The organism is Enterobacter sp. FB (genome assembly GCF_000805795.1).
In the GTDB taxonomy this organism is placed as follows: domain Bacteria; phylum Pseudomonadota; class Gammaproteobacteria; order Enterobacterales; family Enterobacteriaceae; genus Enterobacter; species Enterobacter roggenkampii.
In genome coordinates this window covers 477,221-501,531 of record NZ_JSZC01000006.1, presented here as the reverse complement: position 1 = coordinate 501,531, position 24,311 = coordinate 477,221, and the positions used below count along the sequence as shown (strand labels likewise).

At 58.4% G+C, this 24,311-nt stretch carries 28 protein-coding genes; 10 read left to right on the top strand and 18 right to left on the bottom strand.

All coding sequences use genetic code 11. The features are described 5' to 3' along the window. The first annotated feature begins 97 nt into the window (after positions 1-97). From PI91_RS04815 to PI91_RS04800, 4 genes are read left to right on the top strand one after another with little or no spacing between them, the layout of a single operon-like run. Positions 98-1,096: an ABC transporter substrate-binding protein gene (locus PI91_RS04815; protein ID WP_039265542.1), complete on the top strand. Its 999-nt coding sequence runs from the start codon at positions 98-100 to the stop codon at positions 1,094-1,096. Then, complete coding sequence (locus PI91_RS04810) at positions 1,096-2,133, top strand: iron ABC transporter permease (RefSeq protein ID WP_023294435.1); 1,038 nt, start codon at positions 1,096-1,098, stop codon at positions 2,131-2,133. Before PI91_RS04815 ends, PI91_RS04810 begins: the two co-directional genes overlap by 1 nt. After that, positions 2,133-2,894 (top strand): ABC transporter ATP-binding protein, encoded by a 762-nt coding sequence (locus PI91_RS04805; protein ID WP_008499588.1) that lies wholly within the window; start codon positions 2,133-2,135, stop codon positions 2,892-2,894. Before PI91_RS04810 ends, PI91_RS04805 begins: the two co-directional genes overlap by 1 nt. Before the next feature lie 16 nt (positions 2,895-2,910). Next, positions 2,911-4,131, top strand: coding sequence for an MFS transporter (locus tag PI91_RS04800; protein ID WP_039265541.1), 1,221 nt, complete (start codon positions 2,911-2,913; stop codon positions 4,129-4,131). A gap of 5 nt (positions 4,132-4,136) precedes the next feature. On the opposite strand, the gene PI91_RS04795 is transcribed toward PI91_RS04800, so the two are convergent. Beyond that, entirely contained in the window at positions 4,137-4,481 is a 345-nt protein-coding gene (locus tag PI91_RS04795; RefSeq protein ID WP_008499590.1) for a nitrous oxide-stimulated promoter family protein, read from the bottom strand. A gap of 175 nt (positions 4,482-4,656) precedes the next feature. Here PI91_RS04795 and PI91_RS04790 point away from each other — a divergent pair, with 175 nt between their 5' ends. Next, positions 4,657-4,887: a SymE family type I addiction module toxin gene (locus PI91_RS04790; protein ID WP_008499591.1), complete on the top strand. Its 231-nt coding sequence runs from the start codon at positions 4,657-4,659 to the stop codon at positions 4,885-4,887. Positions 4,888-5,000: 113 nt separating this feature from the next. Beyond that, positions 5,001-7,562: a DNA mismatch repair protein MutS gene (gene mutS, locus PI91_RS04785; RefSeq protein ID WP_039265540.1), complete on the top strand. Its 2,562-nt coding sequence runs from the start codon at positions 5,001-5,003 to the stop codon at positions 7,560-7,562. A 138-nt stretch (positions 7,563-7,700) separates the two neighbouring features. Here the strand turns inward: mutS and PI91_RS04780 are convergent, their stop codons facing one another. From PI91_RS04780 to PI91_RS04770, 3 genes are read right to left on the bottom strand one after another with little or no spacing between them, the layout of a single operon-like run. Further along, positions 7,701-7,922: a non-oxidative hydroxyarylic acid decarboxylases subunit D gene (locus tag PI91_RS04780; RefSeq protein WP_003862116.1), complete on the bottom strand. Its 222-nt coding sequence runs from the start codon at positions 7,920-7,922 to the stop codon at positions 7,701-7,703. Positions 7,923-7,932: 10 nt separating this feature from the next. Further along, positions 7,933-9,360 carry a non-oxidative hydroxyarylic acid decarboxylases subunit C gene (locus tag PI91_RS04775; RefSeq protein WP_039265539.1) on the bottom strand — a complete coding sequence of 476 codons (1,428 nt, stop codon included), beginning with the start codon at positions 9,358-9,360 and terminating at the stop codon, positions 7,933-7,935. Continuing rightward, complete coding sequence (locus tag PI91_RS04770) at positions 9,350-9,952, bottom strand: non-oxidative hydroxyarylic acid decarboxylases subunit B (protein WP_039265538.1); 603 nt, start codon at positions 9,950-9,952, stop codon at positions 9,350-9,352. The genes PI91_RS04775 and PI91_RS04770 overlap by 11 nt, the downstream gene beginning before the upstream one ends. A 172-nt stretch (positions 9,953-10,124) precedes the next feature. On the opposite strand from PI91_RS04770, the gene PI91_RS04765 reads away from it, so the two are divergent. Next, the gene (locus tag PI91_RS04765; protein ID WP_039265537.1) at positions 10,125-10,532 is read left to right on the top strand and encodes a MarR family winged helix-turn-helix transcriptional regulator; all 408 of its coding nucleotides are present in this window, start codon (positions 10,125-10,127) and stop codon (positions 10,530-10,532) included. Here the strand turns inward: PI91_RS04765 and PI91_RS04760 are convergent. Continuing rightward, the gene (locus PI91_RS04760) at positions 10,529-11,416 is read right to left on the bottom strand and encodes a LysR family transcriptional regulator (RefSeq protein WP_039265536.1); all 888 of its coding nucleotides are present in this window, start codon (positions 11,414-11,416) and stop codon (positions 10,529-10,531) included. The two genes, PI91_RS04765 and PI91_RS04760, sit on opposite strands and share 4 nt — an antisense overlap. 108 nt (positions 11,417-11,524) lie before the next feature. Between PI91_RS04760 and PI91_RS04755 the strand changes: the two genes are divergently transcribed. Together PI91_RS04755 and PI91_RS04750 are read left to right on the top strand one after the other, a co-directional pair. Continuing rightward, the gene (locus PI91_RS04755; RefSeq protein WP_039265535.1) at positions 11,525-12,727 is read left to right on the top strand and encodes an MFS transporter; all 1,203 of its coding nucleotides are present in this window, start codon (positions 11,525-11,527) and stop codon (positions 12,725-12,727) included. Continuing rightward, positions 12,724-13,104 carry a DUF4440 domain-containing protein gene (locus PI91_RS04750; RefSeq protein WP_039265534.1) on the top strand — a complete coding sequence of 127 codons (381 nt, stop codon included), beginning with the start codon at positions 12,724-12,726 and terminating at the stop codon, positions 13,102-13,104. The genes PI91_RS04755 and PI91_RS04750 overlap by 4 nt, the downstream gene beginning before the upstream one ends. Before the next feature lie 52 nt (positions 13,105-13,156). Here the strand turns inward: PI91_RS04750 and rpoS are convergent, their stop codons facing one another. Together rpoS and nlpD are read right to left on the bottom strand one after the other, a co-directional pair. Further along, positions 13,157-14,149, bottom strand: coding sequence for an RNA polymerase sigma factor RpoS (gene rpoS, locus PI91_RS04745; RefSeq protein ID WP_008499600.1), 993 nt, complete (start codon positions 14,147-14,149; stop codon positions 13,157-13,159). 59 nt (positions 14,150-14,208) lie between these two features. Continuing rightward, the gene (gene nlpD, locus PI91_RS04740) at positions 14,209-15,282 is read right to left on the bottom strand and encodes a murein hydrolase activator NlpD (RefSeq protein ID WP_240613108.1); all 1,074 of its coding nucleotides are present in this window, start codon (positions 15,280-15,282) and stop codon (positions 14,209-14,211) included. Between nlpD and PI91_RS26605 the strand changes: the two genes are divergently transcribed. Continuing rightward, positions 15,224-15,355 carry a peptidase gene (locus tag PI91_RS26605; RefSeq protein ID WP_369751013.1) on the top strand — a complete coding sequence of 44 codons (132 nt, stop codon included), beginning with the start codon at positions 15,224-15,226 and terminating at the stop codon, positions 15,353-15,355. The two genes, nlpD and PI91_RS26605, sit on opposite strands and share 59 nt — an antisense overlap. A 94-nt stretch (positions 15,356-15,449) precedes the next feature. Here the strand turns inward: PI91_RS26605 and PI91_RS04735 are convergent, their stop codons facing one another. The 11 genes from PI91_RS04735 to cysG form a co-directional block, all read right to left on the bottom strand. Further along, positions 15,450-16,076, bottom strand: a complete 627-nt coding sequence (locus PI91_RS04735) for a protein-L-isoaspartate(D-aspartate) O-methyltransferase (RefSeq protein ID WP_008499604.1) — start codon at positions 16,074-16,076, stop codon at positions 15,450-15,452. Continuing rightward, positions 16,070-16,831, bottom strand: a complete 762-nt coding sequence (gene surE / locus PI91_RS04730; RefSeq protein ID WP_021241911.1) for a 5'/3'-nucleotidase SurE — start codon at positions 16,829-16,831, stop codon at positions 16,070-16,072. The genes PI91_RS04735 and surE overlap by 7 nt, the downstream gene beginning before the upstream one ends. Then, positions 16,812-17,861, bottom strand: coding sequence for a tRNA pseudouridine(13) synthase TruD (truD, locus tag PI91_RS04725; protein ID WP_039265533.1), 1,050 nt, complete (start codon positions 17,859-17,861; stop codon positions 16,812-16,814). Before truD ends, surE begins: the two co-directional genes overlap by 20 nt. Next, positions 17,858-18,337 (bottom strand): 2-C-methyl-D-erythritol 2,4-cyclodiphosphate synthase, encoded by a 480-nt coding sequence (ispF, locus tag PI91_RS04720; protein ID WP_008499607.1) that lies wholly within the window; start codon positions 18,335-18,337, stop codon positions 17,858-17,860. Before ispF ends, truD begins: the two co-directional genes overlap by 4 nt. Further along, positions 18,337-19,047 carry a 2-C-methyl-D-erythritol 4-phosphate cytidylyltransferase gene (gene ispD / locus PI91_RS04715; protein WP_039265532.1) on the bottom strand — a complete coding sequence of 237 codons (711 nt, stop codon included), beginning with the start codon at positions 19,045-19,047 and terminating at the stop codon, positions 18,337-18,339. Before ispD ends, ispF begins: the two co-directional genes overlap by 1 nt. 19 nt (positions 19,048-19,066) lie before the next feature. Further along, positions 19,067-19,378, bottom strand: coding sequence for a cell division protein FtsB (gene ftsB / locus PI91_RS04710; protein ID WP_008499609.1), 312 nt, complete (start codon positions 19,376-19,378; stop codon positions 19,067-19,069). A 166-nt stretch (positions 19,379-19,544) separates the two neighbouring features. Then, positions 19,545-19,871: a DUF3561 family protein gene (locus PI91_RS04705; protein ID WP_008499610.1), complete on the bottom strand. Its 327-nt coding sequence runs from the start codon at positions 19,869-19,871 to the stop codon at positions 19,545-19,547. Positions 19,872-19,929: 58 nt separating this feature from the next. Beyond that, the gene (gene cysC, locus PI91_RS04700) at positions 19,930-20,535 is read right to left on the bottom strand and encodes an adenylyl-sulfate kinase (RefSeq protein ID WP_021241908.1); all 606 of its coding nucleotides are present in this window, start codon (positions 20,533-20,535) and stop codon (positions 19,930-19,932) included. Then, positions 20,535-21,959 (bottom strand): sulfate adenylyltransferase subunit CysN, encoded by a 1,425-nt coding sequence (gene cysN / locus PI91_RS04695; RefSeq protein WP_039265531.1) that lies wholly within the window; start codon positions 21,957-21,959, stop codon positions 20,535-20,537. The genes cysC and cysN overlap by 1 nt, the downstream gene beginning before the upstream one ends. A 9-nt stretch (positions 21,960-21,968) precedes the next feature. After that, on the bottom strand, positions 21,969-22,877 hold the full coding sequence (gene cysD / locus PI91_RS04690; protein ID WP_008499613.1) for a sulfate adenylyltransferase subunit CysD: 909 nt from the start codon (positions 22,875-22,877) through the stop codon (positions 21,969-21,971). Positions 22,878-22,886: 9 nt separating this feature from the next. Further along, complete coding sequence (gene cysG, locus PI91_RS04685; RefSeq protein WP_039265530.1) at positions 22,887-24,245, bottom strand: siroheme synthase CysG; 1,359 nt, start codon at positions 24,243-24,245, stop codon at positions 22,887-22,889. Positions 24,246-24,311: the final 66 nt, after the last annotated feature.

Genomic DNA, 24,311 nt, shown 5'->3' with positions numbered 1-24,311 from the left:
CCCTCATTGACACAAAATCGTTTCCTCTGTATAAAATTCCGCCTTAATAATGAGTTTCATTTGCATCAATAATAATATTAATCAAGGGTAGCGTTTCATGAAGAAGGTCATCTGCGCGTTAGGCCTGGCGGTTGCGTCGGTCAGTTCTGCTCTGGCAACCACATATCCTCTGACGATTGAAAACTGTGGCTATAAAGAGACATTCACCAAAGCGCCGGAACGCGTCGTGGCTCTGGGTCAGAATACCGTCGAAATTCTGCTCCTGCTGGGGCTGGAAGATAAGGTGAAGGCCAGCGCCTTCTGGCCGACGAAAGTGCTGCCGCAGCTGGCGGACCAGAACGCAAAAATCAAAACCCTGACGGTCGAAATCCCTACCCTTGAATCCGTGCTTGCGCAAAATCCCGACTTTGTCCCCGCGCAGTCACCGCTGCTGCTGGGGCCAGAAAGCAAGGTCGCAAAACGCGACGATCTGATGACCCTGGGCGTGAACAGCTACGTGTCCCCGGGCATGTGTGCGACCAAAAAAGCCACCGGCGATATGTACGGCAGCCGCCAGAAACTGTGGGATATGACGTATCTCTATCAGGAGATTGAGGATTTCGCCAAAATCTTTAACGTTGAAGACCGCGGTCAGGCCGTGATTGCCGATTTCAAAAAACGTGAGGCCGACTTGCGTAAGGAATTCGGCAAGAACAAAAAAGACCTATCGTTTGTCTTCTGGTTCTCCAGCTCATCCCCCTCTGCGGACGCCTACGTAGGCGGTAAAAATAGCCCCTCCGGGTTTATCGCCAGCCTGATGGGCGGACATAACGCCATCACCTCCGAGACCGAATGGCCAACCGTGGGCTGGGAAAGCATTATTGCCGCCAATCCGGATGTGATTGTGGTCTCGAGCCTGGATCGCAACCGCTGGGCGCTGGATAACGCGGAAGAGAAAATCAAATTCCTGAAAAGCGATTCGGCCGTCAGCCAGCTGGACGCGGTGAAAAAAGGCCATATCGTGGTGATGGACGGTCAGGCCATGAACCCGACAATTCGCACGATTTACGGGGCTGAGCAGGTTGGCGAACAGCTCAGAAAACTGGGGCTGCACTGATGACCACCGCTGTCCTTCAGGCCAGGCAGAGCCTGGTTCTGACGACCTCGTGTTTGCTCGCCTTTGTCCTGCTATTTCTGGTTATCGCGCTGAGCGTCAGCGTCGGCGAGCTGTCCATCCCGCTGGATAACGTGTTTTACGCCATCAGCAATAAAATGGGGCTCACCGAGGTTCCGCTCACTCGCATCTATGAAAGCGTCATCTGGGACTTTCGCCTGAGCCGCGCGCTGGTGGCGGCCTGCTGCGGCGCGGGGCTGGCCATCTGCGGGGCCGTATTGCAGAGCCTGCTGAAGAACGCGCTGGCGGAACCCTACGTGCTCGGCGTGTCCGCGGGCGCGTCGACCGGGGCGGTTTCTGTTGTCGTATTGGGGATCGGCACCGGTGCGGTCTCCCTTTCTGCCGGTGCCTTCGCCGGGGCGTTCGCCGCATTTGCGTTTGTCGCGTTTCTGACGAACGGGGCGCGCGGCGGGAATGAACGTACGATTCTGGCAGGCGTCGCCGCCTCGCAGCTTTTTAACGCCATTACCGCCTACACCATTAGCACCTCCGCCAGTGCCCAGCAGGCGCGCGACGTGATGTTCTGGCTGCTGGGCAGCTTCAGCGGCGTACGCTGGCCTGAATTCCAGCTGGCACTGGTCGTGGTGCTGATTGGGTTAGCCGTGTGCCTCTACTATTCCCGGGCGCTGGATGCCTTTACGTTCGGTGATGACGCCGCGGCGTCGCTGGGCATTGCTGTCCCCTGGGTGCGCCTGGCGCTCTTTACCACCACCGCGCTGATCACCGCGACCATCGTCAGCATGGCGGGGTCAATCGGCTTTGTCGGGCTGGTGGTGCCGCACGTCATGCGTTTCCTGTTCGGGCCGCTGCACCGCACGCTGCTGATTGCCAGCGCGCTGGCAGGCGCGATCCTGATGGTGCTGGCAGACATTGCCTCGCGCATGCTGATTGCGCCGCAAAGCCTGCCCGTCGGCGTGGTCACCGCGCTGGTTGGCGTTCCGTTCTTTGCCGTGATTATCTACCGCTCAAGGAATAAGTGATGAGCATCTGCGCTGAAAATATTACCTGGAAGGTCGGCAAAAAAGTCATCGTTAATGACGTCTCGCTGAAGGTTTCCCGGGGCGAAACGGTAGGACTGCTTGGCCCTAACGGCTGCGGTAAATCGTCTCTTTTACGTATCCTCGCGGGGCTGCGGCGCCCGGATGCGGGCTGTGTGACGCTGGACGGCCAGGACATCTCTCGTATTGCCAAAAAGCAGCTGGCCCGCCGGGTCGCCTTCGTGGAGCAGCACGGCATGACTGACGCCAACATGCGCGTGCGCGACGTGGTCAAACTCGGGCGGATTCCGCACCACTCCGCCTTTTCCAACTGGAGCACGCACGATGACGAAACCGTCACCGCCGCTCTGCAGCGCGTGGATATGCTGGATAAAAGCGACCAGGGGTGGCTGAGCCTCTCCGGCGGTGAGCGCCAGCGCGTCCACATTGCCCGCGCGCTGGCCCAGACCCCGACGGAAATCCTGCTGGATGAACCAACAAACCACCTGGACATTCATCATCAGATGCAGCTGATGCAGTTGATCAGCGAATTACCGGTCACCAGCATTGTCGCTATCCACGATCTCAACCACGCCTCGATGTTCTGCGACTCGCTGATTGTGATGCAGAAAGGGCAAATTGTGGCGACGGGGACGCCGCAGGACATCCTGTCCGAGTCGTTGCTCTGGGACGTCTTCCGGGTCAAAACCAAAATCGAGATCTCGCCGTTCCATGGCAAAAAACACATTCACTTTATCGTTTAGGGGCGAGTGACCAACGATGCCCCTTCGCCCTGCCACCACGCTCTGGCCCCCCGTTTTACTGGGTAGCCAGTTTGTTTTTAACATCGGCTTTTACGCCGTTGTCCCCTTCCTGGCGATATTCCTGCGCGACGATATGCTGCTCTCCGGCGGGCTGATCGGGCTGATCCTCGGCCTGCGCACGTTCTCTCAGCAGGGGATGTTTATCGTCGGCGGCGCGCTCTCGGACCGGTTTGGCGCGAAAATCGTTATCCTGAGCGGGTGCATTATTCGCGTCACGGGGTATCTGCTGCTGGCGCTTGGTGAATCGCTGTGGCCCATTATTCTGGGCGCGTGCCTGACGGGGGTGGGCGGCGCGCTGTTTTCTCCTTCTATTGAAGCATTGCTGGCGAAAGCGGGCACGCACAGCGAGGCGAAAGGTAAACGAAGCCGGGCGGAGTGGTTCGCGCTGTTTGCGGTCTGCGGGGAACTCGGTGCGGTACTGGGCCCGGTTGCCGGCGCCCTGCTCACCGGCCTGGGCTTTCGCCAGGTGGCGCTGGCGGGCGCTGGCGTCTTTCTCGTTGCGCTGGTGGTTCTCTACTTTTGCCTGCCCGCGTCACGCCACGCCGCGCGGACGCTGAAGCTCGTTCCCTGGTGGACGACGTTCCGCCAGCCCCGCTTTGTCGCCTTTATCATTGCCTATAGCTCGTGGCTTTTGAGCTATAACCAGCTCTATCTGGCGCTGCCGGTAGAGATCCAGCGCGCCGGCGGTAACGAGAAAGATCTCGGCCCGCTTTTTATGCTGGCCTCTGTACTGATTGTTGCTTTACAGCTGCCGCTGGCGCGTTTCGCCCGGCGCGTGGGCGCGGTGAGGATCCTGCCGGTGGGCTTTTTATTCCTCTCCGCCGCCTTTGCAAGCGTGGCAATGTTTGCGCCGACGGCACCGCCTGAGGGCTGGCTGCGCCTGCTGCCGTCGGTCTGTTTCGTGACGCTGTTGACGCTGGGACAGATGCTGCTGGTACCCTCAGCTAAGGACCTGGTCCCCCGGTTTGCCGAGGAGTCCACGCTGGGGGCGCACTACGGCGCACTCGCCACCGCCGGAGGCATTGCGGTACTGGCCGGAAATTTGCTGTTTGGCAGCCTGCTGGATCGCGCGCTGGTGCCCTCAACGCAGGCGATGCTCCCCTGGCTGCTGCTCGCCCTCTTCCCGCTCTGCAGCGCGCTGGCCCTTAACGTGATTTGCCGCCCGCTCAGAAGCTGAACCGGTCACTTTTTCGGACGATACTTTTCCGGCAGTTCCGGTACGGGACGACGGTCATCCATCAGATGGCGGACGGTCAGAATGGGGTGACGCCAGAGCATTCGCGGGCCTGCCCAGCGCATAATCTGCTTCATCTCTTCGCGTTTTGCAGGCTGGTAGCAGTGGACCGGACACTGTTTACAGGCGGGCTTTTCCTCCCCGAAAACGCATTTATCCAGACGCTTATCGGCATAGGCATTTAGCGCCTGATAGTGCCCCTCTTCCACAGAGGCTTGAGGACACTGCTTCTGATACAGCGCGATCATTTTCGCGATGGTCTCTTTTTCGCGTGAAATTCGTTTACCGGACATAGCCACTTACCGAACAATAAAGTGCAAAAATAATACACCTTTCAATGCGGGATTTCAGTTATTGCATGTCGTTTTCTGAAGCCTGATTCCAGTTTTAGCCCTGCAAGGCCCAACCATCACTGGTATTTTATACAGGCATCAGTAATGACTTTTATCCGTGTTGTCGGGAGACCCTATGCAAGAACTCGCTATCAACAAACCCTATCGCCATTTAACAGTGGGATATTTCAGAAAGCGCCATGAAGACCGCAATACCAAGATACCGAAGCGCTACAGCGTGCATGCGGCGCTGAGCTTAAAAGGTGACTGGCTTGAAAAGGCAGGGTTTACCACCCACTCCCGGGTGCGAGTGGGCGTAGAGCATGGAAAAATCGTCATTGAGCTCATGTCGGAAGATGCCTCGTAAAGCGGCGACATTTTTCTGCGCCGTACCTTTTTTTCATGCGACAATAGAAGGAACAAACGGCCACTGAGCCGCTCAAAACGGTTTATATTCAAAGAAATGGACATCATAACTCCATGAGCACACTCGACAATTTCGACGCACATACGCCGATGATGCAGCAGTATCTGAAGCTGAAGGCACAGCATCCGGAAATCCTGCTGTTCTATCGTATGGGCGATTTTTACGAGCTGTTTTATGACGATGCCAAACACGCATCGCAGCTGCTCGACATCTCGCTGACCAAACGTGGCGCATCGGCTGGTGAACCCATTCCAATGGCCGGTATACCCCACCACGCGGTAGAAAACTACCTGGCGAAACTGGTGAATCAGGGTGAGTCTGTTGCCATCTGTGAACAGATTGGCGATCCCGCGACCTCAAAAGGTCCGGTGGAACGCAAGGTCGTGCGCATCGTCACGCCGGGCACCATCAGTGATGAAGCCCTGCTTCAGGAGCGCCAGGATAACCTGCTGGCCGCGCTGTGGCAGGACGGCAAAGGCTTTGGCTACGCGACGCTGGACATCAGCTCCGGGCGTTTTCGTCTGAGTGAACCGGCCGATCGTGAAACGATGGCTGCCGAACTGCAGCGCACCAACCCGGCAGAACTGCTCTATGCCGAAGATTTCGCCGAAATGGCGCTGATTGAAGGTCGTCGCGGGCTGCGCCGCCGTCCGCTCTGGGAATTCGAAATTGATACCGCGCGCCAGCAGCTGAATCTGCAGTTTGGCACCCGCGATCTGATTGGCTTTGGCGTTGAAAATGCCCCGCGCGGGCTGTGTGCGGCAGGTTGCCTCCTGCAGTACGTGAAAGATACCCAGCGCACCGCCCTGCCGCATATCCGCTCTATCACCATGGAGCGCCAGCAGGACAGCATCATCATGGATGCCGCCACGCGCCGTAACCTGGAGATCACGCAGAACCTGGCGGGCGGCGTAGAAAATACGCTCGCGTCGGTCCTCGACAATACGGTAACGCCAATGGGCAGCCGTATGCTGAAACGCTGGCTGCATATGCCGATTCGCGATACCGCTACGCTGGTTTGCCGTCAGCAGACGATTGCCGCCCTGCAGGATCGCTATACCGAGCTGCAGCCTGTCCTGCGTCAGGTGGGCGATCTGGAACGTATCCTGGCCCGTCTGGCGCTGCGCACGGCGCGACCGCGCGATCTCGCGCGGATGCGCCATGCTTTCCAGCAGCTGCCGGAACTTCGTGCGCAGCTGAGCGACGTTGACAGCGCGCCGGTACAGAAACTCCGCGAAACCATGGGCGAATTTACCGAACTCCGCGAGCTGCTTGAACGTGCCATTATTGATGCGCCTCCGGTTCTCGTGCGTGATGGCGGCGTGATTGCCCCGGGCTACAACGAGGAGCTGGACGAATGGCGCGCGCTGGCCGACGGCGCGACGGACTACCTTGATAAGCTGGAGATCCGCGAGCGCGAGCGTCTTGGTCTCGACACCCTGAAGGTGGGGTATAACGCGGTTCACGGTTACTACATTCAAATCAGCCGCGGGCAGAGCCACCTGGCGCCGATTCACTACGTGCGCCGCCAGACGTTGAAAAACGCTGAACGCTACATCATTCCCGAGCTGAAAGAGTACGAGGACAAAGTTCTCACCTCGAAAGGCAAAGCGCTGGCGCTGGAAAAACAGCTCTATGAAGAGCTGTTTGACATGCTGATGCCGCACCTGGCCGACCTGCAGCTGAGCGCAAGCGCGCTGGCGGAACTGGACGTGCTGGTGAACCTGGCCGAACGCGCGGAAACACTGAACTACACCTGCCCGACCTTTACCGACAAGCCCGGCATTCGCATCACTGAAGGCCGTCACCCGGTGGTCGAGCGGGTGCTGAACGAACCGTTCATCGCCAACCCGCTGAGCCTGTCGCCGCAGCGAAGAATGCTGATCATTACCGGTCCGAACATGGGCGGTAAGAGTACCTATATGCGTCAGACCGCGCTGATTGCCCTGCTTGCCTATATCGGCAGCTACGTCCCGGCGCAAAACGTGGAGATTGGCCCCATCGACCGCATCTTTACCCGCGTCGGGGCTGCGGACGATCTGGCGAGCGGTCGCTCAACCTTCATGGTCGAAATGACTGAAACGGCTAACATTCTGCATAACGCGACGGAGCACAGCCTGGTGCTGATGGACGAAATCGGACGCGGAACGTCAACCTACGATGGTCTGTCGCTGGCCTGGGCCTGTGCGGAAAGCCTCGCGAATAAAATCAAGGCCATGACGCTGTTCGCCACCCACTACTTCGAGCTGACGCAGTTGCCGGAGAAAATGGAAGGCGTGGCTAACGTCCACCTTGATGCGCTGGAGCACGGCGACACCATCGCCTTTATGCACACGGTGCAGGATGGCGCGGCAAGCAAGAGCTATGGTCTGGCCGTTGCGGCGCTGGCCGGTGTACCGAAAGAGGTGATCAAGCGCGCGCGTCAGAAACTGCGTGAGCTGGAAAGCCTGTCACCGAATGCGGCGGCGACGCAGATCGATGGTACGCAGATGTCGCTGCTGGTGCCAGCGGAAGAGACATCGCCTGCCGTGGAAGCGCTGGAGAATCTCGATCCGGATTCCCTGACGCCGCGTCAGGCGCTGGAGTGGATTTATCGGTTGAAGAGTCTGGTTTAGTTCTCTGCGGTCTTTGCCCGGTGGCGCTGCGCTTACCGGGCCTACGAATTTTGTAGGCCGGGTAAGGCGAAGTCGCACCCGGCAAAACAGACCGCACGACGTTATCGCCCGGTAAGCGCAGCGCCACCGGGCTTTTTTTTAGAGCAGCGGCGGGATTGTCGGCACCTGCGGCGCCTCGTCAATATCCTTCTGCGTCATGCGGAACGCTTCCGGGTAGTGCTCGCGGCTGGTACGACGCAGCGGTTCGGTATCGCGCCAGGTATACAGGCAATGCTGGCACTGGTAAACGGTCCAGACCCCTTTCACCGGTGACGTCGCCATCACTTCAATATGCTCATCGGCACAACGTGGACAAATCATCTTTTCCTCCTTATTGGCGTGCAGCCAGCATCGCGGTCAGTTTTTCAGCCCAGGCTTTGGTTTCGGGAAGATCCTGAACCGGCTGGCTATAGTGGCCCCGGGTGTCTGGTGCGACAGGCGTGGTCGCATCAATAATCAGTTTGTCGGTAATGCCCGCCGGACTGGATCCCGGATCGAGTTCAAGCACCGACATGTTCGGCAGCTGCACCAGATCGCCTGCCGGGTTGACCTTCGATGACAGCGCCCACATCACCTGCGGAAGGTTGAACGGGTCGACATCCTCATCCACCATGATCACCATCTTCACGTAGCCCAGGCCGTGCGGCGTGGTCATGGCGCGCAAGCCAACCGCGCGGGCGAAGCCGCCGTAACGCTTTTTGGTGGAGATGATCGCCAGCAGACCGTGGGTGTACATCGCGTTTACCGCCTGCACTTCCGGGAACTCCGCTTTCAGCTGCTGGTAGAGCGGCACGCAGGTGGCTGGCCCCATCAGATAATCAATCTCGGTCCACGGCATGCCGAGGTAAAGGGATTCGAAAATCGGTTTGGTGCGGTAAGAAACTTTGTCGATACGCACAACCGTCATGTTACGGCCACCGGAGTAGTGGCCGGTAAACTCGCCGAACGGCCCTTCAATTTCGCGCTTACGGCCTTCAATCACCCCTTCCAGGATCACTTCAGAACCCCACGGCACGTCGAAGCCGGTCAGCGGCGCGGTGGCAATCGGGTACGGGCTTTCACGGAGCGCGCCGGCCATTTCATATTCCGACTGATCGTATTTCAGCGGCGTCGCGCCCATCAGGGTGATGATCGGGTCGTTGCCCAGCGTAATCGCAATCGGCAGGTCTTCGCCGCGCTCTTCCGCTTTGTGCAGATGCAGGGCGATATCGTGCATCGGCACCGGCTGCAGGCCGAGCTTGCGCTTGCCCTTCACTTCCATGCGGTAGATGCCAACGTTCTGCTTGCCGAAGTTATCCGGGTCGAGCGGATCGCGCGAGACAACACACGCTTTGTCGAGATAAAAACCACCGTCCCCGTCGTTCAGGCGGAACAGCGGCAGGATGTCGAACAGGTTAATGTCTTCACCGTCCACCGTATTCTGCGCCCAGGCCGGGTTGGCGCGGCGCTCTGGCGCAATCGGGAATTTATCCCAGCGGCGAATAAACTCGTCGATCTGCTTTTTCACCGGCGTGTTCGCAGGCAGCCCCATCGAAATAGCGTGATTTTGCCAGGAGCCGATGGTGTTCATCACCACGTGGGCATCGGTAAAGCCGCGAATGTTGTCGAACCACAGCGCGGGTGCGCCGTCACCGATGCGGCCGGTCGCGTTGGCTGCCGCCGCCAGATCCGGCTCGGCGTTTACCTCTTCCTCAATTTTCAGCAGTTGCCCTTGCTCATCGAGCGCCTGCAGGAAGCTTCTCAGATCATCAAATGCCATCTTTATTCTCCTGTGAAAAATGTTTCGCCTCCCGCAACCCGTTCCAGCGGCGCGCCTTTTTATGCTCCAGGCCAAACTGGTCGAGCACGCGGGTCACAATATGCTGGGTAATGTCATCGGCGGTTTGCGGGTGGTTGTAGTACGCAGGCATGGGCGGCACCATCGCCACGCCCATGCGGGAGAGCGCCAGCATGTTCTCCAGATGAATGGTGCTGAGCGGCGTTTCACGGGGCACCAGCACCAGCTTACGCCCCTCTTTCAGTACCACATCCGCCGCACGGCCCACCAGCCCTTCGGCATAGCCCGCGCGGATCCCGGCCAGCGTTTTCATGCTGCAGGGAATGACGATCATGCCGTCGGTACGAAACGAGCCGGAGGAGATGGTGGCGGCCTGGTCAGCCGGGCTGTGGACGACGTCAGCCAGGGCAGCAACATCCTGGGCGGTGTAAGGCGTTTCCAGCTCAATGGTGGTTTTTGCCCACTTCGACATCACCAGATGCGTCTCTACTTGCGGCATTTCCCGCAGCGCCTGCAGCAGCGCCACGCCCAGCGGAGCACCCGTCGCCCCCGTCATTCCCACGATCAATCTCATTCATCACCTCAATCAATTTGTTCGTGTACGAACATTGTAGGTAAACTACTCCCGGATTGTTTTTCTGACAAGATCGTTCGTACACGATCACACAAAATGCTAAAAAATGCCGCATTATCATCCTGGACTTTAGCGGCTATCATAGGGGGTGATTTTTTCTGTCGGAGTGTTCATGGAACTAAGACAAGAGGCGTTCCACCTGTTACGTCAGCTTTTTCAACAGCATACCGCGAAGTGGCAACATGCCCTGCCGGAACTGACCAAGCCGCAGTATGCGGTGATGCGCTCGATTGCCGAGCATCCGGGCATTGAACAGGTGGCATTGACTGAAGTCGCGGTCAGCACGAAAGCGACCCTGGCGGAAATGCTGAGCCGCATGGAGGCGCGCGGGCTGGTCAAACGCGAGCACGACCCTTCGGATAAGCGCCGTCGCTTTGTCTTCCTCACGCCAGAAGGTGAGGCCCTGCTTGCAGACTGTAAGCCGGTAGGCAATGAGGTTGATGAGGCCTTTTTAGGACGCCTTAACAAGGCCGAGCGGGAGCAGTTCTCTGCGCTCATCAAAAAGATGATGCACGATTAACTCACGCTGGTGCGCATAAAATCGATAAAGGTGCGCACTTTTGCGGGCACATGCCGGGCATCAGGATAGACCGCATAGATCCCCTGCCGCGCAAAGGTATACTCCGGTAAAATCGTCACCAGCGTTCCCGCATCAAGCGCATCGCGCACCAGCCATTCCGGCAGTAACGCCACCCCACCGCCTGCGAGCGCAAAAGCCATAAGGGCCTGAGCGCTGTCGGCAAACAAACGCGGCGCCTTTTTTATCTCCAGCACGTCAGGCGCACCGCGGGCATCTTTCACCTGCCAGCGCAGCGGCGAGGCTAAGCGCTCGTGGATAATCCAGTCGGCCTGCGCCAGCTGCGCAAGCGATTCGATCGGGTTTCCCGCAAGCCACTCGGGCGTCGCGACGGGGAGAATAGAAAAGTGAGAAATCAGTGCGGCGTGATTGCGCGAATCAACAAGCGTCCCCAGCCGGATGGCCACGTCAAAGCGCTCCGAGATAAGGTCTGCGTGCAGTGACGACGAAACATGTCGGACGCGAAGATCCGTGTGCTGCTGGCTAAACCTGGCCAGCAGCGGCACCACGACCCGGGCGCCATATTCAGGCGTGGTCGTGATCCGCAGTTCGCCGGTGAGCCCCGCATGGTTCGCACGGACATCATCCTGCAGCCGTTCGGCCTCCTTCAGAAGGTCCACGCTGCGCTGATGAAAAAGCACGCCCGCCTCGGTTAGCGTCAGGCGGCGGGTGGAGCGCAGCAGCAGCGTAACGCCCAGCTCATCTTCAAGCTGGCGGATATTGAAGCTAACCACCGCTTTTGTCAGCCCCATCGCCTCGGCGGCGTCCGTAAAACTGCCGGTGTCGGCCACCGCGATAAACATCTGCGTCCGCTGTAGGTTAATCATCATCACGCCCTTTACTGTCAAAATATTTTTGACAGTATATCGCGCTTTGTCAGGTTTATTCGTGCTTCCCGAGCCGATACGATACGCCACCTCACCGGAGGATCCACCATGACGTATCGCAGCCAAGTTGCCGCTGTCTATCTGCTGGGCTTTTTTCTTGATTTGATCAACATGTTTATTGCCAGCGTCGCCTTTCCGGCGATGGCTCACGCCTTTAACACCACGCCTTCTGCCCTTGCCTGGGTCAGTAACGGCTACATTGCCGGACTGACGCTGGCGATCCCGTTCAGCGGCCTGCTCTCGCGCCGCATTGGGCCAAAGCGCGTCATCCTGCTCTCGCTTTTTCTGTTCAGTGCCGCCTCCGCTGCGGCGGGCCTGTCTGCAACGCTGGAAAGTCTGATTGCCTGGCGAGTGCTTCAGGGCGTGGGAGGAGGCTTACTGATCCCCGTTGGACAGGCGCTGACCTGGCAACAGTATAAGCCTCACGAGCGTGCCAGACTCTCCTCGGCGGTGATGCTGGTCGCGCTGCTTGCCCCGGCCTGCTCCCCGGCTATCGGGGGACTGCTGGTACAGACGCTAAGCTGGCGATGGATATTTTTCGCCACGCTACCGGTCGCTATCGTGACCTTTGTTCTGGCCTGCCTGTGGCTTAAACACGAAATGCCTGCGATGAACGCGGCCAGACTGCTAAACCTGACCTTGCTCGCGGACCCGCTTTTGCGTTTTTCCATGCTTGTCTATATCTGCGTTCCTGGCATATTTATTGGGGTGAACGTCACGGGCATGTTTTATCTTCAGAACGTGGCGAACATGAGCCCAGCCGCTACGGGCATGCTCATGCTGCCGTGGTCTGTGGCATCGTTTATCGCCATCACGGCAACGGGACGTTATTTTAACCGTATCGGCCCCCGACCCCTGATCGTCATCGGCTGCCTGTTGCAGGCGACGGGCATTCTGCTTTTGATTAACGTCAGTTCGGCTACGCTGTTGCCTGCCGTCGCGTTTGCCCTGATGGGCGCCGGGGGAAGCCTGTGCAGCAGCACGGCTCAGAGCAGCGCGTTTCTGACAACGCGCCGGGACGAGATGCCGGATGCCAGCGCGCTGTGGAATCTCAATCGTCAATTGAGCTTTTTTGCCGGTGCCCTGCTGCTGGCGCAGGTGCTGAACCTGGCGCAGGCGTGGCTGACGCCACACGACGCCTGGCACGGGATGTTTATTTTTGCCGCAGGCATGACCTTGCTGCCTGTACCGTACGTTTTTCGTCTTAACAATACGCAGGTGCTAAACCCGCTGCGACAGGAGAATTCATGACGCCTTTCGAACACGACATTATCGACCTCCACATTGCGCTTGAAGCATGGTTAGGCAAAGGTGAAGGCGAGGCCGACGCCCTGCTCGCCCGTTTCCGTCGCGATTTTCTGATGATCCCGCCGGGCGGTGTGCAGGTCGACTATAACGGCCTGGCCAGTTTTCTGGAAAAACAGCGCGGAAGCCGTCCCGGGCTGAAAATCGTTATTGACGAATTAACCACGATCCAGAGCGGCGAACGGGGTGCAGTGCTTCACTACCGGGAGACGCAAACCCGGCCAGACCTGCCCGTTAACGTGCGCTGGTCAACCGCGGTGCTTAATCAGGAAGGTGACAAAATAACCTGGCGTCTGCTGCACGAGACGGCGACGCAGGCGTAACACAAAAGAAAAAGGCCCGTCTCACGACGGGCCTTTTTTGACGAAAGGTTGCTTATTCGCGGAACAGCGCTTCGATATTCAGACCTTGCCCCTGCAGGATTTCACGCAGGCGACGCAGACCTTCAACCTGAATCTGACGAACACGTTCACGGGTCAGGCCAATTTCGCGGCCGACGTCTTCCAGTGTCGCAGCTTCATACCCCAGTAAACCGAAGCGACGCGCCAGCACTTCACGCTGTTTGGCGTTCAGTTCGAACAGCCATTTGACGATGCTCTGTTTCATGTCATCGTCCTGCGTGGTGTCTTCCGGACCGTTATCTTTTTCATCGGCCAGGATGTCCAGCAGCGCTTTTTCGGAGTCGCCACCCAGCGGGGTGTCAACGGAGGTAATGCGCTCGTTGAGACGCAGCATACGGCTTACGTCATCAACCGGTTTATCGAGTTGTTCGGCAATTTCTTCTGCGCTTGGCTCGTGGTCCAGCTTATGGGACAACTCGCGCGCGGTACGCAGATACACGTTCAACTCTTTGACGATGTGAATCGGCAGGCGAATCGTACGGGTCTGGTTCATAATAGCCCGTTCGATGGTCTGACGAATCCACCAGGTCGCGTAGGTTGAGAAACGGAACCCGCGTTCCGGGTCAAACTTCTCAACTGCGCGAATGAGACCTAAGTTGCCCTCTTCAATCAGATCCAGCAGAGCCAGACCACGATTGCCGTAACGGCGGGCAATTTTCACGACCAGTCGCAGGTTACTTTCAATCATGCGACGACGCGAGGCCACATCACCACGCAAAGCACGACGTGCGAAATAGACTTCTTCTTCGGCCGTTAGCAGTGGGGAGTAACCAATCTCCCCAAGGTAAAGCTGAGTCGCGTCCAGTACACGCTGTGTGGCGCCCTGCGATAACAGCTCTTCTTCAGCCAAATCGTTATCACTGGGTTCCTCTTCTACTAAGGCTTTTTCGTCAAAAGCCTCTACTCCGTTCTCATCAAATTCCGCGTCTTCATTTAAATCATGAACTTTCAGCGTATTCTGACTCATAAGGTGGCTCCTACCCGTGATCCCTGAACGAGACACCCTGGCTGGCATGCCCCGTCAAATTATCGCTGCGGCAAGTACTGCAGCGGGTTTACGGATTTCCCCTTGTAACGAATTTCAAAATGCAAGCGTGTAGAACTGGTTCCGGTGCTACCCATGGTAGCGATTTTTTGCCCCGCCTTAACTTCTTGTTGTTCCCGGACCAGCATTGTGTCGTTATGGGCGTAGGCACTCAGGTAATCATCGTTGTGTTTGATGATGATAAGATTACCGTAACCGCGCAGAGCGTTACCGGCATACACAACGCGTCCATCTGCGGTCGCGATGATAGCCTGTCCTTTACTCCCTGCGATATCGATCCCTTTATTTCCCCCTTCGGAGGAAGAGAAGTTCTCGATAACCTTGCCGTCAGTCGGCCAGCGCCATGCAGAAATCGGCGAACTGGAGGTCATACTGCTGGCAGTCGGTTCAGTAGAGCTAACCACAGGTGCCGTAACCGGTGCTGTGACAGCAGTCGCAGTCCCTTTATTATTCGGCAACATTTTGTTAGCAGTCTGATCACCTGAATCCTCAGAATACGTAATTACAGGTTGTGAAGCAACCACCGTGGTGGATTTTTGTGCAGGCTTAACGCTGTTATTTTGAGCCGTCACATCGGCTGCTGAAACCGTGTTGCCAGGCGTAAGCGGCGTACCCGTCGCGTTGCCCACCTGGAGCGTTTGCCCGACTTCCAGACCATATGGGGCCTGGACGTTGTTGCGCTGCGCGAGGTCACGGAAATCGTTCCCGGTGATCCACGCAATGTAGAACAGCGTATCGCCGCGTTTCACGGTATAGGTGCTGCCACCGGTGTAGCTGCCTTTCGGAATGTTCCCATACTGGCGGTTATAGACTATGCGGCCGTTTTGGGTCTGAACAGGCTGTTCAACTGGCTGAACCTGCATTGGCTGTGTAACAGGATGTTGCACAGGCTGAATTTGTGGTGTTTGCTGCGGCGCAGCCGTTCCCATTTTAGGTGGCGGCGTGATTAACATTCCGCTGGACGTGTTACCGGAGCCGCTGTTTCCGCCGACGGAACTGACGGGCGCAGGCGCGTTGTTAGAACTTGTACAGCCTGCCAGCCAGAGCGAAACCAGTGATAATGCCGCAACACGGCTGATGGTGAATTTAGGGCTTCCCGCGCTCATTTATCCCCCAGGAATGTGTTAACTACCAGTGACTTAAAATTTACCGTGATGGCACGAATGTTTCGCGCCACACCATACGCTGAATTTGCCTTAATAACCCTGGATAATTCCGAGTCTCAGGCCAACTCCCCCTTCACCAGAGGCACAAAGCGCACGGCTTCCACGGTGTCGATAATAAACTCGCCGCCGCGCCGACGAACGCGCTTCAACAGCTGCTGCTCGTCCCCGACAGGCAGAACCAGAATGCCCCCCTCATCCAGCTGCGACAACAGGGCTGCTGGAATTTCTGGCGGGGCCGCCGTCACGATGATCGCGTCAAACGGGGCACGAGCCTTCCAACCCTGCCATCCATCACCGTGTCGTGTCGAAACATTATGTAAATCAAGTTGTTTCAGGCGACGACGCGCCTGCCACTGTAAACCTTTGATCCGCTCAACGGAGCATACGTGATGAACGAGATGCGCCAGGATCGCGGTCTGATACCCCGACCCGGTGCCAATCTCCAGCACGCGCGAATCGGGCGTCAGCTCCAGCAGCTCCGTCATGCGAGCCACCATGTAAGGCTGCGAAATCGTCTGGCCCTGCCCGATGGGCAGCGCCACGTTTTCCCACGCTTTGTGTTCAAACGCCTCGTCTACAAATTTCTCACGCGGAACCAGGGCGAGCGCTTCAAGCACGTGCTCGTCGCGGATCCCCTGCGCGCGTAGTTGTTCCAGAAGAGTTTGTACACGTTTGTTTACCATTGCGCGTTCACTCCTGCGCGATCCAGCCAGCCCGACACCACATCATGCGCGCTATACGCGGTTAAATCTACGTGCAGCGGGGTAACCGAAACATAGCCTTCCTCCACGGCGGCAAAGTCGGTATCCGGACCCGCATCGCACTTATCGCCGGGAGGGCCGATCCAGTAAAGCGTGTTGCCGCGCGGATCCTGCTGCGGGATCACCTGATCGGCAGGATGTCGACTCCCGCAACGGGTGACGCGGATGCCTTTAATTTCATCGAGAGGAAGATCCGGCACGTTAATGTTGAGGATGCGTCCGGTACGCAACGGCTCGCGGCCGAGCGCCCGCAGGATCGAACAGGTCACCGCGGCGGCGGTGTCGTAGTGCGTGTAGCCGTTCAACGAGACCGCCAGCGCCGGGAATCCCAGATGGCGGCCTTCCATTGCGGCCGCCACGGTGCCGGAGTAAATCACGTCATCGCCGAGGTTAGGCCCGGCGTTAATGCCGGAGACGACGATATCCGGACGCGGCCGCATCAGCGCGTTCACGCCCAGAAAAACACAGTCGGTCGGCGTGCCCATCTGTACGGCAATATCGCCATTTTCAAAGGTAAAGGTGCGAAGCGACGACTCCAGCGTCAGCGAGTTAGACGCTCCACTGCGGTTACGATCGGGCGCCACAACCTGCACATCCGCAAACTCACGGAGGTGTTTCGCCAGGGTCTGAATGCCTGGCGCGTGGATCCCGTCATCGTTACTCAGCAATATTCGCATAATCACCCGAGGTGTTGATAAGTTCCCTGACAACACTGGTGGCAAAGCTGCCTGCCGGCAGCCAGAAGCGTAACTCGACGGTCACGTCATCCCACCAGTTCCAGCTTAACTGCTGCGGATAGAGCAGCATCGCGCGGCGTGCCGCGTCGACTTTTTCCCGCACCAGCAAGGACTGCAATTCTGGCGCATCCGCCACGGCTGACTGCTCGGCGGCCAGGGCCTCCCCCTGGGTTCCCCAGTCGCCCGTACCGGGCAACGCGGCGGTGATCAGCAGCCCTTTTGCGTCCACGCGCGACTGGACATCGGCCATCTCTTCGGCCGTTGCCACAAACCAGCTTCCGCGTCCCGCTAATTGTAGCGCATCGCCAACAACAACTTGATTCGCGTCCGGTTTTTTCAGCCTTTCGCTCACAATCTGATTAAACAACGCACTGCGGGCCGCCGACAACCAAAAACTGCGTTTATTCCTGTCCCGCACCGGCGCGTCGCTTTGCGCCCAGCGCAGTGCGCCCTGCAGGTTGCTGCCGCCGATGCCAAAGCGCTGCGCGCCAAAGTAGTTCGGTACGCCGCGGTCGTTGATGGCATTCAGGCGTTTTTCAACGTCTTCACGGTCAGTCACGTCGCGCAGCACCAGCGTAAACGCGTTGCCTTTTAACGCGCCCAGACGCAGTTTGCGCTTGTGGCGGGCATATTCCAGTACCTTACAGCCCTCAAGCTCAAATTTGCTTAAATCAGGCATCGCATTGCCGGGAACGCGCGCGCAGAGCCACTGTTCCGTGACGGCGTGTTTATCTTTCTGCCCGGCAAAGCTCACCTCGCGGGCATGAATTTTGAGGAATTTTGCCAGCGCGTCGGCCACAAAGCGGGTATTGCAGCCATTTTTCAGAATACGCACCAGGATATGTTCGCCTTCGCCATCCGGCTCAAAGCCCAGATCCTCCACCACGAGGAAATCTTCAGGGCTGGCTTTCAGCACCCCGTTCCCCTGCGGCTTACCGTGCAGGTATGTCAGGTTGTCGAATTCTGTCATTTGCTCGCCTTCACCAGCAGCGCCACGGCTTCACAGGCAATGCCTTCGCCGCGACCGGTAAAGCCCAGCTTCTCGGTCGTCGTCGCTTTCACGTTCACATCGTCCATATGGCAGCCCAGATCTTCTGCGATAAACACGCGCATCTGCGGAATGTGCGGCAGCATTTTTGGGGCCTGGGCGATAATCGTCACGTCGACGTTGCCAAGGGTATAGCCTTTCGCCTGGATGCGGCGCCACGCTTCGCGCAGCAGTTCACGGCTGTCCGCCCCTTTAAACGCCGGATCGGTGTCCGGGAACAGCTTGCCGATATCACCCAGTGCGGCCGCGCCCAGCAGCGCGTCGGTCAGCGCATGCAGCGCCACGTCGCCATCAGAATGCGCCAGCAGCCCTTTTTCATAAGGAATGCGCACGCCGCCAATGATAATTGGGCCTTCGCCGCCAAAGGCGTGTACATCAAAACCGTGTCCAATTCGCATTATGCCTTCTCCTGATGGGTCAAACGGGTAAGATAAAATTCCGCGAGCTGTAAATCTTCCGGACGCGTCACTTTAATATTATCAGCACGTCCTTCAACAAGCTCAGGGTGGAAACCGCAGTACTCCAGCGCAGAAGCTTCGTCCGTGATGGTCGCACCTTCGTTAAGCGCACGCGTTAAGCAGTCGTGGAGCAGTTCGCGGGGGAAAAATTGCGGCGTCAGCGCGTGCCAGAGATCGACGCGATCGACGGTATGGGCGATAGCCCGTTTGCCCGGCTCGGCACGCTTCATGGTGTCGCGCACGGGAGCGGCCAGAATGCCGCCCACTTTGCTGGTTTCGCTCAATGCCAGCAGGCGAGCGAGATCGTCCTGATGCAGGCACGGACGCGCCGCGTCATGCACCAGCACCCACGGCGCGTTACCGGCCGCCTGAATGCCTGCCAGCACGGAATCGGCGCGCTCGGCACCGCCATCGACAACGGTAATCTGTGGATGATTTGCCAGCGGGAGCTGCGCGAAGCGCTCATCGCCGGGGCTGATAGCGATGATCGCCCGCGTCACCCGCGGGTGCGCCAGCAGCGCCGCCACGGCGTGCTCGAGGATCGTTTTATCGCCAATAGAGAGGTATTGCTTGGGACATTCTGTCTGCATGCGCCGGCCAAAACCTGCGGCCGGCACCACGGCGCATACGTCCGAAAAAGTTACTGCCATGTCGTAATCCTGGGCCTGATTATCGATTGTTTTGTGCTGAGCCCTGATTGCGTTTAGACGCATCCGGAACCAGACGATAAAAGGTTTCGCCCGGCTTAGTCATACTGAGTTCATTGCGTGCGCGTTCCTCAATCGCCTCTTGCCCGCCATTGAGGTCATCAATTTCAGCGAAGAGTTGATCGTTTCGCGCCTTAAGTTTGGCGTTTGTTGCCTGCTGAGCCGCGACGTCATCGCTCACCCGGCTATAGTCGTGCAGTCCGTTCTTACCGAACCACAGCGAATATTGCAGCCAGATTAGCAAAGCCAGCAACAGCAGCGTTAGTTTACCCATCCTGCCCCCTGAAAAACGGCATCATCATCCCAAGACTTCCCCAGAGCACTACGCCGGGGTAACAGAGATGCCGCAACATCGCGGGCAAATGTACCACATTTTTTCCGCAGAATCGTCCTGCTCAATATCGTTACACAGTTGGTTACGGTTTGAATTATGGCTGAAGTTAGCCCATGAGCCACAAAAATAACAGACCAAACATCAGCACCACCGTCACAATCGTGACCACGGTACTGTACAGGAGCTTGCCGTTGAGCAGCGAGTGAAGCGCAATGCCGACGACAACCGCCACGGGCATCAGCGCCAGAAAGAAAGGCCAGGTGTAGAGAAAGAAGAAAAGCGTGTTGCCGCCGTAGATAAGAAACGGGATACCCAGCGCCAGCAACCATGAGACGAAGCCAATGATGGCCCCAGGAAATGACCAGGTCGTTTCGTCGTCGGTCGCAAGCGGCTCCGACCCGGTGGTGGTGATGTAATGTTCACTGTTGCGCATAGCTAGTCCTGTGACCGTGACTCATCGTTCGGGAAGACAGCTCCCGAACGATACCGTCTCAGGATCTGATAATATCGTCCCGTCTGAGCAGGTCTAATAATTGGCTTACTAAATTTGTTACCAATTGTTGACCCTCCAGGTGAATTTCAGGCGATTCAGGCGCTTCGTATACCGCGTCAATGCCGGTGAAGTTGCGCAATTCTCCGGCACGCGCTTTTTTGTACAGCCCTTTCGGGTCGCGCGCTTCGCAAACCTCCAGCGGCGTATCCACAAACACTTCGATAAAGCGATCCTGGCCCACGCGTTCGCGCACCATCTGGCGCTCGGCGCGGTGTGGAGAGATAAATGCGGTCAGCACCACCAGCCCGGCGTCGGCCATCAGGCTGGCGACCTCCCCGACCCGGCGGATGTTCTCTTTGCGGTCGTCGTCGCTGAACCCTAAATCGCTGCACAGGCCATGGCGCACGTTGTCGCCATCCAGCAGGTACGTGCTTACGCCCTGCTGATGCAATGCCTCTTCCAGCGCGCCCGCCACCGTCGATTTACCCGAGCCGGACAGCCCGGTAAACCACAGCACAACTCCACGGTGACCGTGGAGCTGTTCGCGCTGGGCGACGGTGACCGGATGAGGATGCCAGACGACGTTCTCATCATGGGCAGCCATTACTTGCCTCCCAGCAGATCGCGCGCGCCCCAGTGCGGGAAGTGCTTACGCACCAGCGCGTTCAGCTCCAGCTCAAAGGCGCTGAATTCTGAAGCTGCGGACGCCTGTTCGTTTGGCTCACGGACCATCCCCGCGCCGACGGTGACGTTCGTCAGGCGGTCAATAAAGATAAGCCCGCCCGTCACCGGATTTTGCTGATACGGATCCAGCACCAGCGGTTCGTCAAAGGTCAGATCGACCAGACCAATACCGTTCAGCGGCAGCTCTGTGACCTCGCGCTGGGTCAGGTTGTTGATGTCCACCTGGAACTGAATACCGTCCACGCGAGCGCGGGTCTTCTTGCCGGCGATTTTGATGTCGTAGCTCTGGCCCGGCGTCAGCGGTTGCTCCGCCATCCACACCACATCCACGGAAGCCCCCTGCACGGCGGCCAGCGTTTCCTGGGCATCCACCAGTAGATCGCCCCGGCTGATATCAATCTCGTCTTTCAGCACCAGCGTAACCGCTTCACCGGCGCCTGCGTCCTGCAGGTCACCGTCGAAGGTGACGATGCGTGCGATGGTCGATTCCACGCCGGATGGCAGCACCTTGACGCGCTGACCGACCTTTACGGCGCCTGACGCAAGGGTGCCGGAGAAACCGCGGAAATCGAGGTTAGGACGGTTCACGTACTGCACCGGGAAGCGCATCGGCTGAGTGTCGACCACGCGCTGAATTTCAACCGTCTCCAGCACCTCCAGCAGCGTCGGGCCGCTGTACCACGGCATGTTCGCGCTCTGGGAGGCGACGTTATCCCCTTCCAGCGCCGAGAGCGGCACAAAGCGGATATCCAGGTTGCCCGGCAGCTGTTCGGCAAAGGTCAGGTAGCTCTGGCGGATCTCCTCGAACTTCTCTTCGCTGAAGTTCACCAGATCCATCTTGTTGACCGCCACCACCAGGTGTTTGATCCCCAGCAGCGTGGAGATAAAGCTGTGGCGACGGGTCTGATCCAGCACGCCTTTACGGGCGTCGATCAGCAGGATCGCCAGGTCACAGGTCGACGCGCCGGTCGCCATATTGCGGGTGTACTGTTCGTGCCCCGGGGTGTCGGCGATAATAAATTTGCGCTTCTCGGTAGAGAAATAGCGGTAGGCCACGTCAATCGTGATGCCCTGCTCGCGCTCCGCCTGCAGGCCATCCACCAGCAGTGCCAGATCCAGCTTTTCGCCCTGGGTACCGTGACGCTTACTGTCGTTATGCAGGGAGGAGAGCTGATCTTCATAAATCTGGCGCGTATCGTGCAGCAGGCGGCCAATCAGGGTACTTTTCCCGTCATCCACGCTGCCGCAGGTCAGAAAACGCAGCAGGCTTTTGTGTTGTTGCGCGTGCAGATACGCTTCCACACCGCCTTCGTTGGCAATTTGTTGAGCAATAGTGGTATTCATGGCGGCTCCTTAGAAATAACCCTGACGTTTCTTCAGCTCCATGGAGCCTGCCTGGTCGCGGTCAATCACGCGCCCCTGTCGCTCGCTGGTGGTCGACACCAGCATCTCTTCGATGATCTCCGGCAGCGTCTGGGCGTTGGATTCCACCGCGCCGGTCAGCGGCCAGCAGCCGAGGGTGCGGAAACGCACCATCTGTTTTTTGATCACTTCACCCGGCTGCAGGTCGATGCGATCGTCGTCGATCATCATCAGCATGCCGTCACGCTCCAGCACCGGGCGCTCGGCGGCCAGGTACAGCGGAACGATCTCGATGTTTTCCAGATAGATGTACTGCCAGATATCCAGCTCGGTCCAGTTGGAGAGCGGGAAGACGCGGATGCTTTCGCCCTTGTTAATCTGGCCGTTGTAGTTGTGCCACAGCTCCGGACGCTGGTTTTTGGGGTCCCAGCGGTGGAAGCGATCGCGGAAGGAGTAGATACGCTCTTTGGCGCGGGATTTCTCTTCGTCACGGCGCGCGCCGCCGAAGGCCGCATCAAAACCGTATTTATTCAGCGCCTGCTTCAGCCCTTCGGTCTTCATGATATCGGTGTGTTTGGCGCTGCCGTGCACGAACGGGTTAATCCCCATCGCCACCCCTTCCGGGTTTTTATGCACCAGCAGCTCGCAGCCGTAGGCTTTCGCGGTACGATCGCGGAACTCGTACATCTCGCGGAATTTCCAGCCGGTGTCCACGTGCAGCAGCGGGAACGGCAGCGTGCCCGGATAAAACGCTTTACGCGCCAGATGCAGCATGACGCTGGAATCTTTACCGATGGAGTACATCATCACCGGGTTAGAAAACTCGGCGGCCACTTCGCGGATAATATGGATACTTTCCGCTTCGAGCTGCCGCAGGTGTGTAAGACGTTTTTGGTCCATAACCGTTCCTTAAGCCAAATTTACAACAGAAGAACCAAAGCCTTCTGTATCGGTTGTGTGCTGAAACCAGGCGAGCGTGCTGTGCAGCTGCACCACTTCCCCCACCACGATCAGGGCGGGCATCGGGGCGTCTTTCGCCAGGGTTGCAAGGTCTTGAAGTGTGCCGACAGCAACATGCTGATCGACGCGCGTGCCGCGAGAAATGACGGCGACGGGGGTCGTCGCCTCGCGACCGTGCTGAATAAGCTGTTCGCTGATGTCCGCCGCCTTCATCGTGCCCATGTATATCGCCAGCGTCTGGCGGCTCTGGGCGAGATGCGACCAGTCGAACGGCGTGCTTTCCGCCTTGTAGTGGCCGGTCACAAAGGTGACGCTCTGGGCGTAATCGCGGTGGGTCAACGGGATACCGGCGTAGGCCGTTACCGCAGAAGCCGCCGTGATGCCGGGCACCACCTGGAACGGAACGCCCGCTTCGGCTGCCGCCTGCAGCTCTTCGCCGCCGCGACCGAAAATGAACGGATCGCCCCCCTTCAGGCGCACCACGGTTTTGCCCGCTTTCGCGGCGTCAATTAGCATCTGGTTGGTGTCGTGCTGCGGCACCGAGTGTTCGCCCGCCCGTTTGCCGACGCAGATTTGCTCCGCGTCGCGACGGATCAGCTCGCGCACGCCGTCGGTGACCAGGTGGTCGTAGAACACCACGTCCGCATCCTGCAGCACCTGCAGGCCGCGCAGCGTCAGGAGCCCGGCATCGCCCGGCCCCGCGCCCACCAGAATGATCTCCCCGCCCGTACTGCCGGGGTTATCCAGTTCGTCCTCGAGGATTTTCTGCGCCGCTGTCTCATTACCGGCATGCATCAGGCTGGCAAAGCGGCCGCGAAACACGCGTTCCCAGAAGCGACGGCGTTCCGTCACGCTGGTCAGGCGGGTTTTCAGATGGTTGCGCCAGTAACTGGCTTTCTCAGCCATCCGCCCGAGGCTGGTCGGCAGCAGCGCTTCGATTTTTTCCCGCAGCACGCGCGCCAGCACCGGTGCGGTCCCGCCGGAGGAGATCGCCACCAGCAGCGGCGAGCGGTCAACGATCGACGGGAAAATAAACGAGCATAAAGGCTGGTCGTCCACCACGTTCACCAGGCGGTAACGGGCCTGAGCGGCGTCGGAGATACGCCGATTGAGGTCACGATCTTCGGTCGCCGCAATCACCAGCACAACGCTGTCGATTTGTGACTCGTCGAAATCCGCCTCTTCAACGACTTTCACCTGGGCCCCTGCGCGCTGCAGAAACGCGATTTTGCGATCGGCGATTTCACCCGTACCAACCACCAGCACCGGTTTATCTTTAATCGCAGCAAATAAGGGCAGATAGTCCACAGGCAACAACTCACTAACAACGAGGAATAGAGGGACTATAGGGGGCGGCTTAGACCGAATGAAATT

Coding starts and splice junctions, on each gene's coding strand:
- PI91_RS04815 (WP_039265542.1), top strand. CDS start 98: ATGAAGAAGGTCATCTGCGCGTTAGGCCTGGCGGTTGCGTCGGTCAGT.
- PI91_RS04810 (WP_023294435.1), top strand. CDS start 1,096: ATGACCACCGCTGTCCTTCAGGCCAGGCAGAGCCTGGTTCTGACGACC.
- PI91_RS04805 (WP_008499588.1), top strand. CDS start 2,133: ATGAGCATCTGCGCTGAAAATATTACCTGGAAGGTCGGCAAAAAAGTC.
- PI91_RS04800 (WP_039265541.1), top strand. CDS start 2,911: ATGCCCCTTCGCCCTGCCACCACGCTCTGGCCCCCCGTTTTACTGGGT.
- PI91_RS04795 (WP_008499590.1), bottom strand. CDS start 4,481: ATGTCCGGTAAACGAATTTCACGCGAAAAAGAGACCATCGCGAAAATG.
- PI91_RS04790 (WP_008499591.1), top strand. CDS start 4,657: ATGCAAGAACTCGCTATCAACAAACCCTATCGCCATTTAACAGTGGGA.
- mutS (WP_039265540.1), top strand. CDS start 5,001: ATGAGCACACTCGACAATTTCGACGCACATACGCCGATGATGCAGCAG.
- PI91_RS04780 (WP_003862116.1), bottom strand. CDS start 7,922: ATGATTTGTCCACGTTGTGCCGATGAGCATATTGAAGTGATGGCGACG.
- PI91_RS04775 (WP_039265539.1), bottom strand. CDS start 9,360: ATGGCATTTGATGATCTGAGAAGCTTCCTGCAGGCGCTCGATGAGCAA.
- PI91_RS04770 (WP_039265538.1), bottom strand. CDS start 9,952: ATGAGATTGATCGTGGGAATGACGGGGGCGACGGGTGCTCCGCTGGGC.
- PI91_RS04765 (WP_039265537.1), top strand. CDS start 10,125: ATGGAACTAAGACAAGAGGCGTTCCACCTGTTACGTCAGCTTTTTCAA.
- PI91_RS04760 (WP_039265536.1), bottom strand. CDS start 11,416: ATGATTAACCTACAGCGGACGCAGATGTTTATCGCGGTGGCCGACACC.
- PI91_RS04755 (WP_039265535.1), top strand. CDS start 11,525: ATGACGTATCGCAGCCAAGTTGCCGCTGTCTATCTGCTGGGCTTTTTT.
- PI91_RS04750 (WP_039265534.1), top strand. CDS start 12,724: ATGACGCCTTTCGAACACGACATTATCGACCTCCACATTGCGCTTGAA.
- rpoS (WP_008499600.1), bottom strand. CDS start 14,149: ATGAGTCAGAATACGCTGAAAGTTCATGATTTAAATGAAGACGCGGAA.
- PI91_RS04735 (WP_008499604.1), bottom strand. CDS start 16,076: ATGGTAAACAAACGTGTACAAACTCTTCTGGAACAACTACGCGCGCAG.
- surE (WP_021241911.1), bottom strand. CDS start 16,831: ATGCGAATATTGCTGAGTAACGATGACGGGATCCACGCGCCAGGCATT.
- truD (WP_039265533.1), bottom strand. CDS start 17,861: ATGACAGAATTCGACAACCTGACATACCTGCACGGTAAGCCGCAGGGG.
- ispF (WP_008499607.1), bottom strand. CDS start 18,337: ATGCGAATTGGACACGGTTTTGATGTACACGCCTTTGGCGGCGAAGGC.
- ispD (WP_039265532.1), bottom strand. CDS start 19,047: ATGGCAGTAACTTTTTCGGACGTATGCGCCGTGGTGCCGGCCGCAGGT.
- ftsB (WP_008499609.1), bottom strand. CDS start 19,378: ATGGGTAAACTAACGCTGCTGTTGCTGGCTTTGCTAATCTGGCTGCAA.
- PI91_RS04705 (WP_008499610.1), bottom strand. CDS start 19,871: ATGCGCAACAGTGAACATTACATCACCACCACCGGGTCGGAGCCGCTT.
- cysC (WP_021241908.1), bottom strand. CDS start 20,535: ATGGCTGCCCATGATGAGAACGTCGTCTGGCATCCTCATCCGGTCACC.
- cysN (WP_039265531.1), bottom strand. CDS start 21,959: ATGAATACCACTATTGCTCAACAAATTGCCAACGAAGGCGGTGTGGAA.
- cysD (WP_008499613.1), bottom strand. CDS start 22,877: ATGGACCAAAAACGTCTTACACACCTGCGGCAGCTCGAAGCGGAAAGT.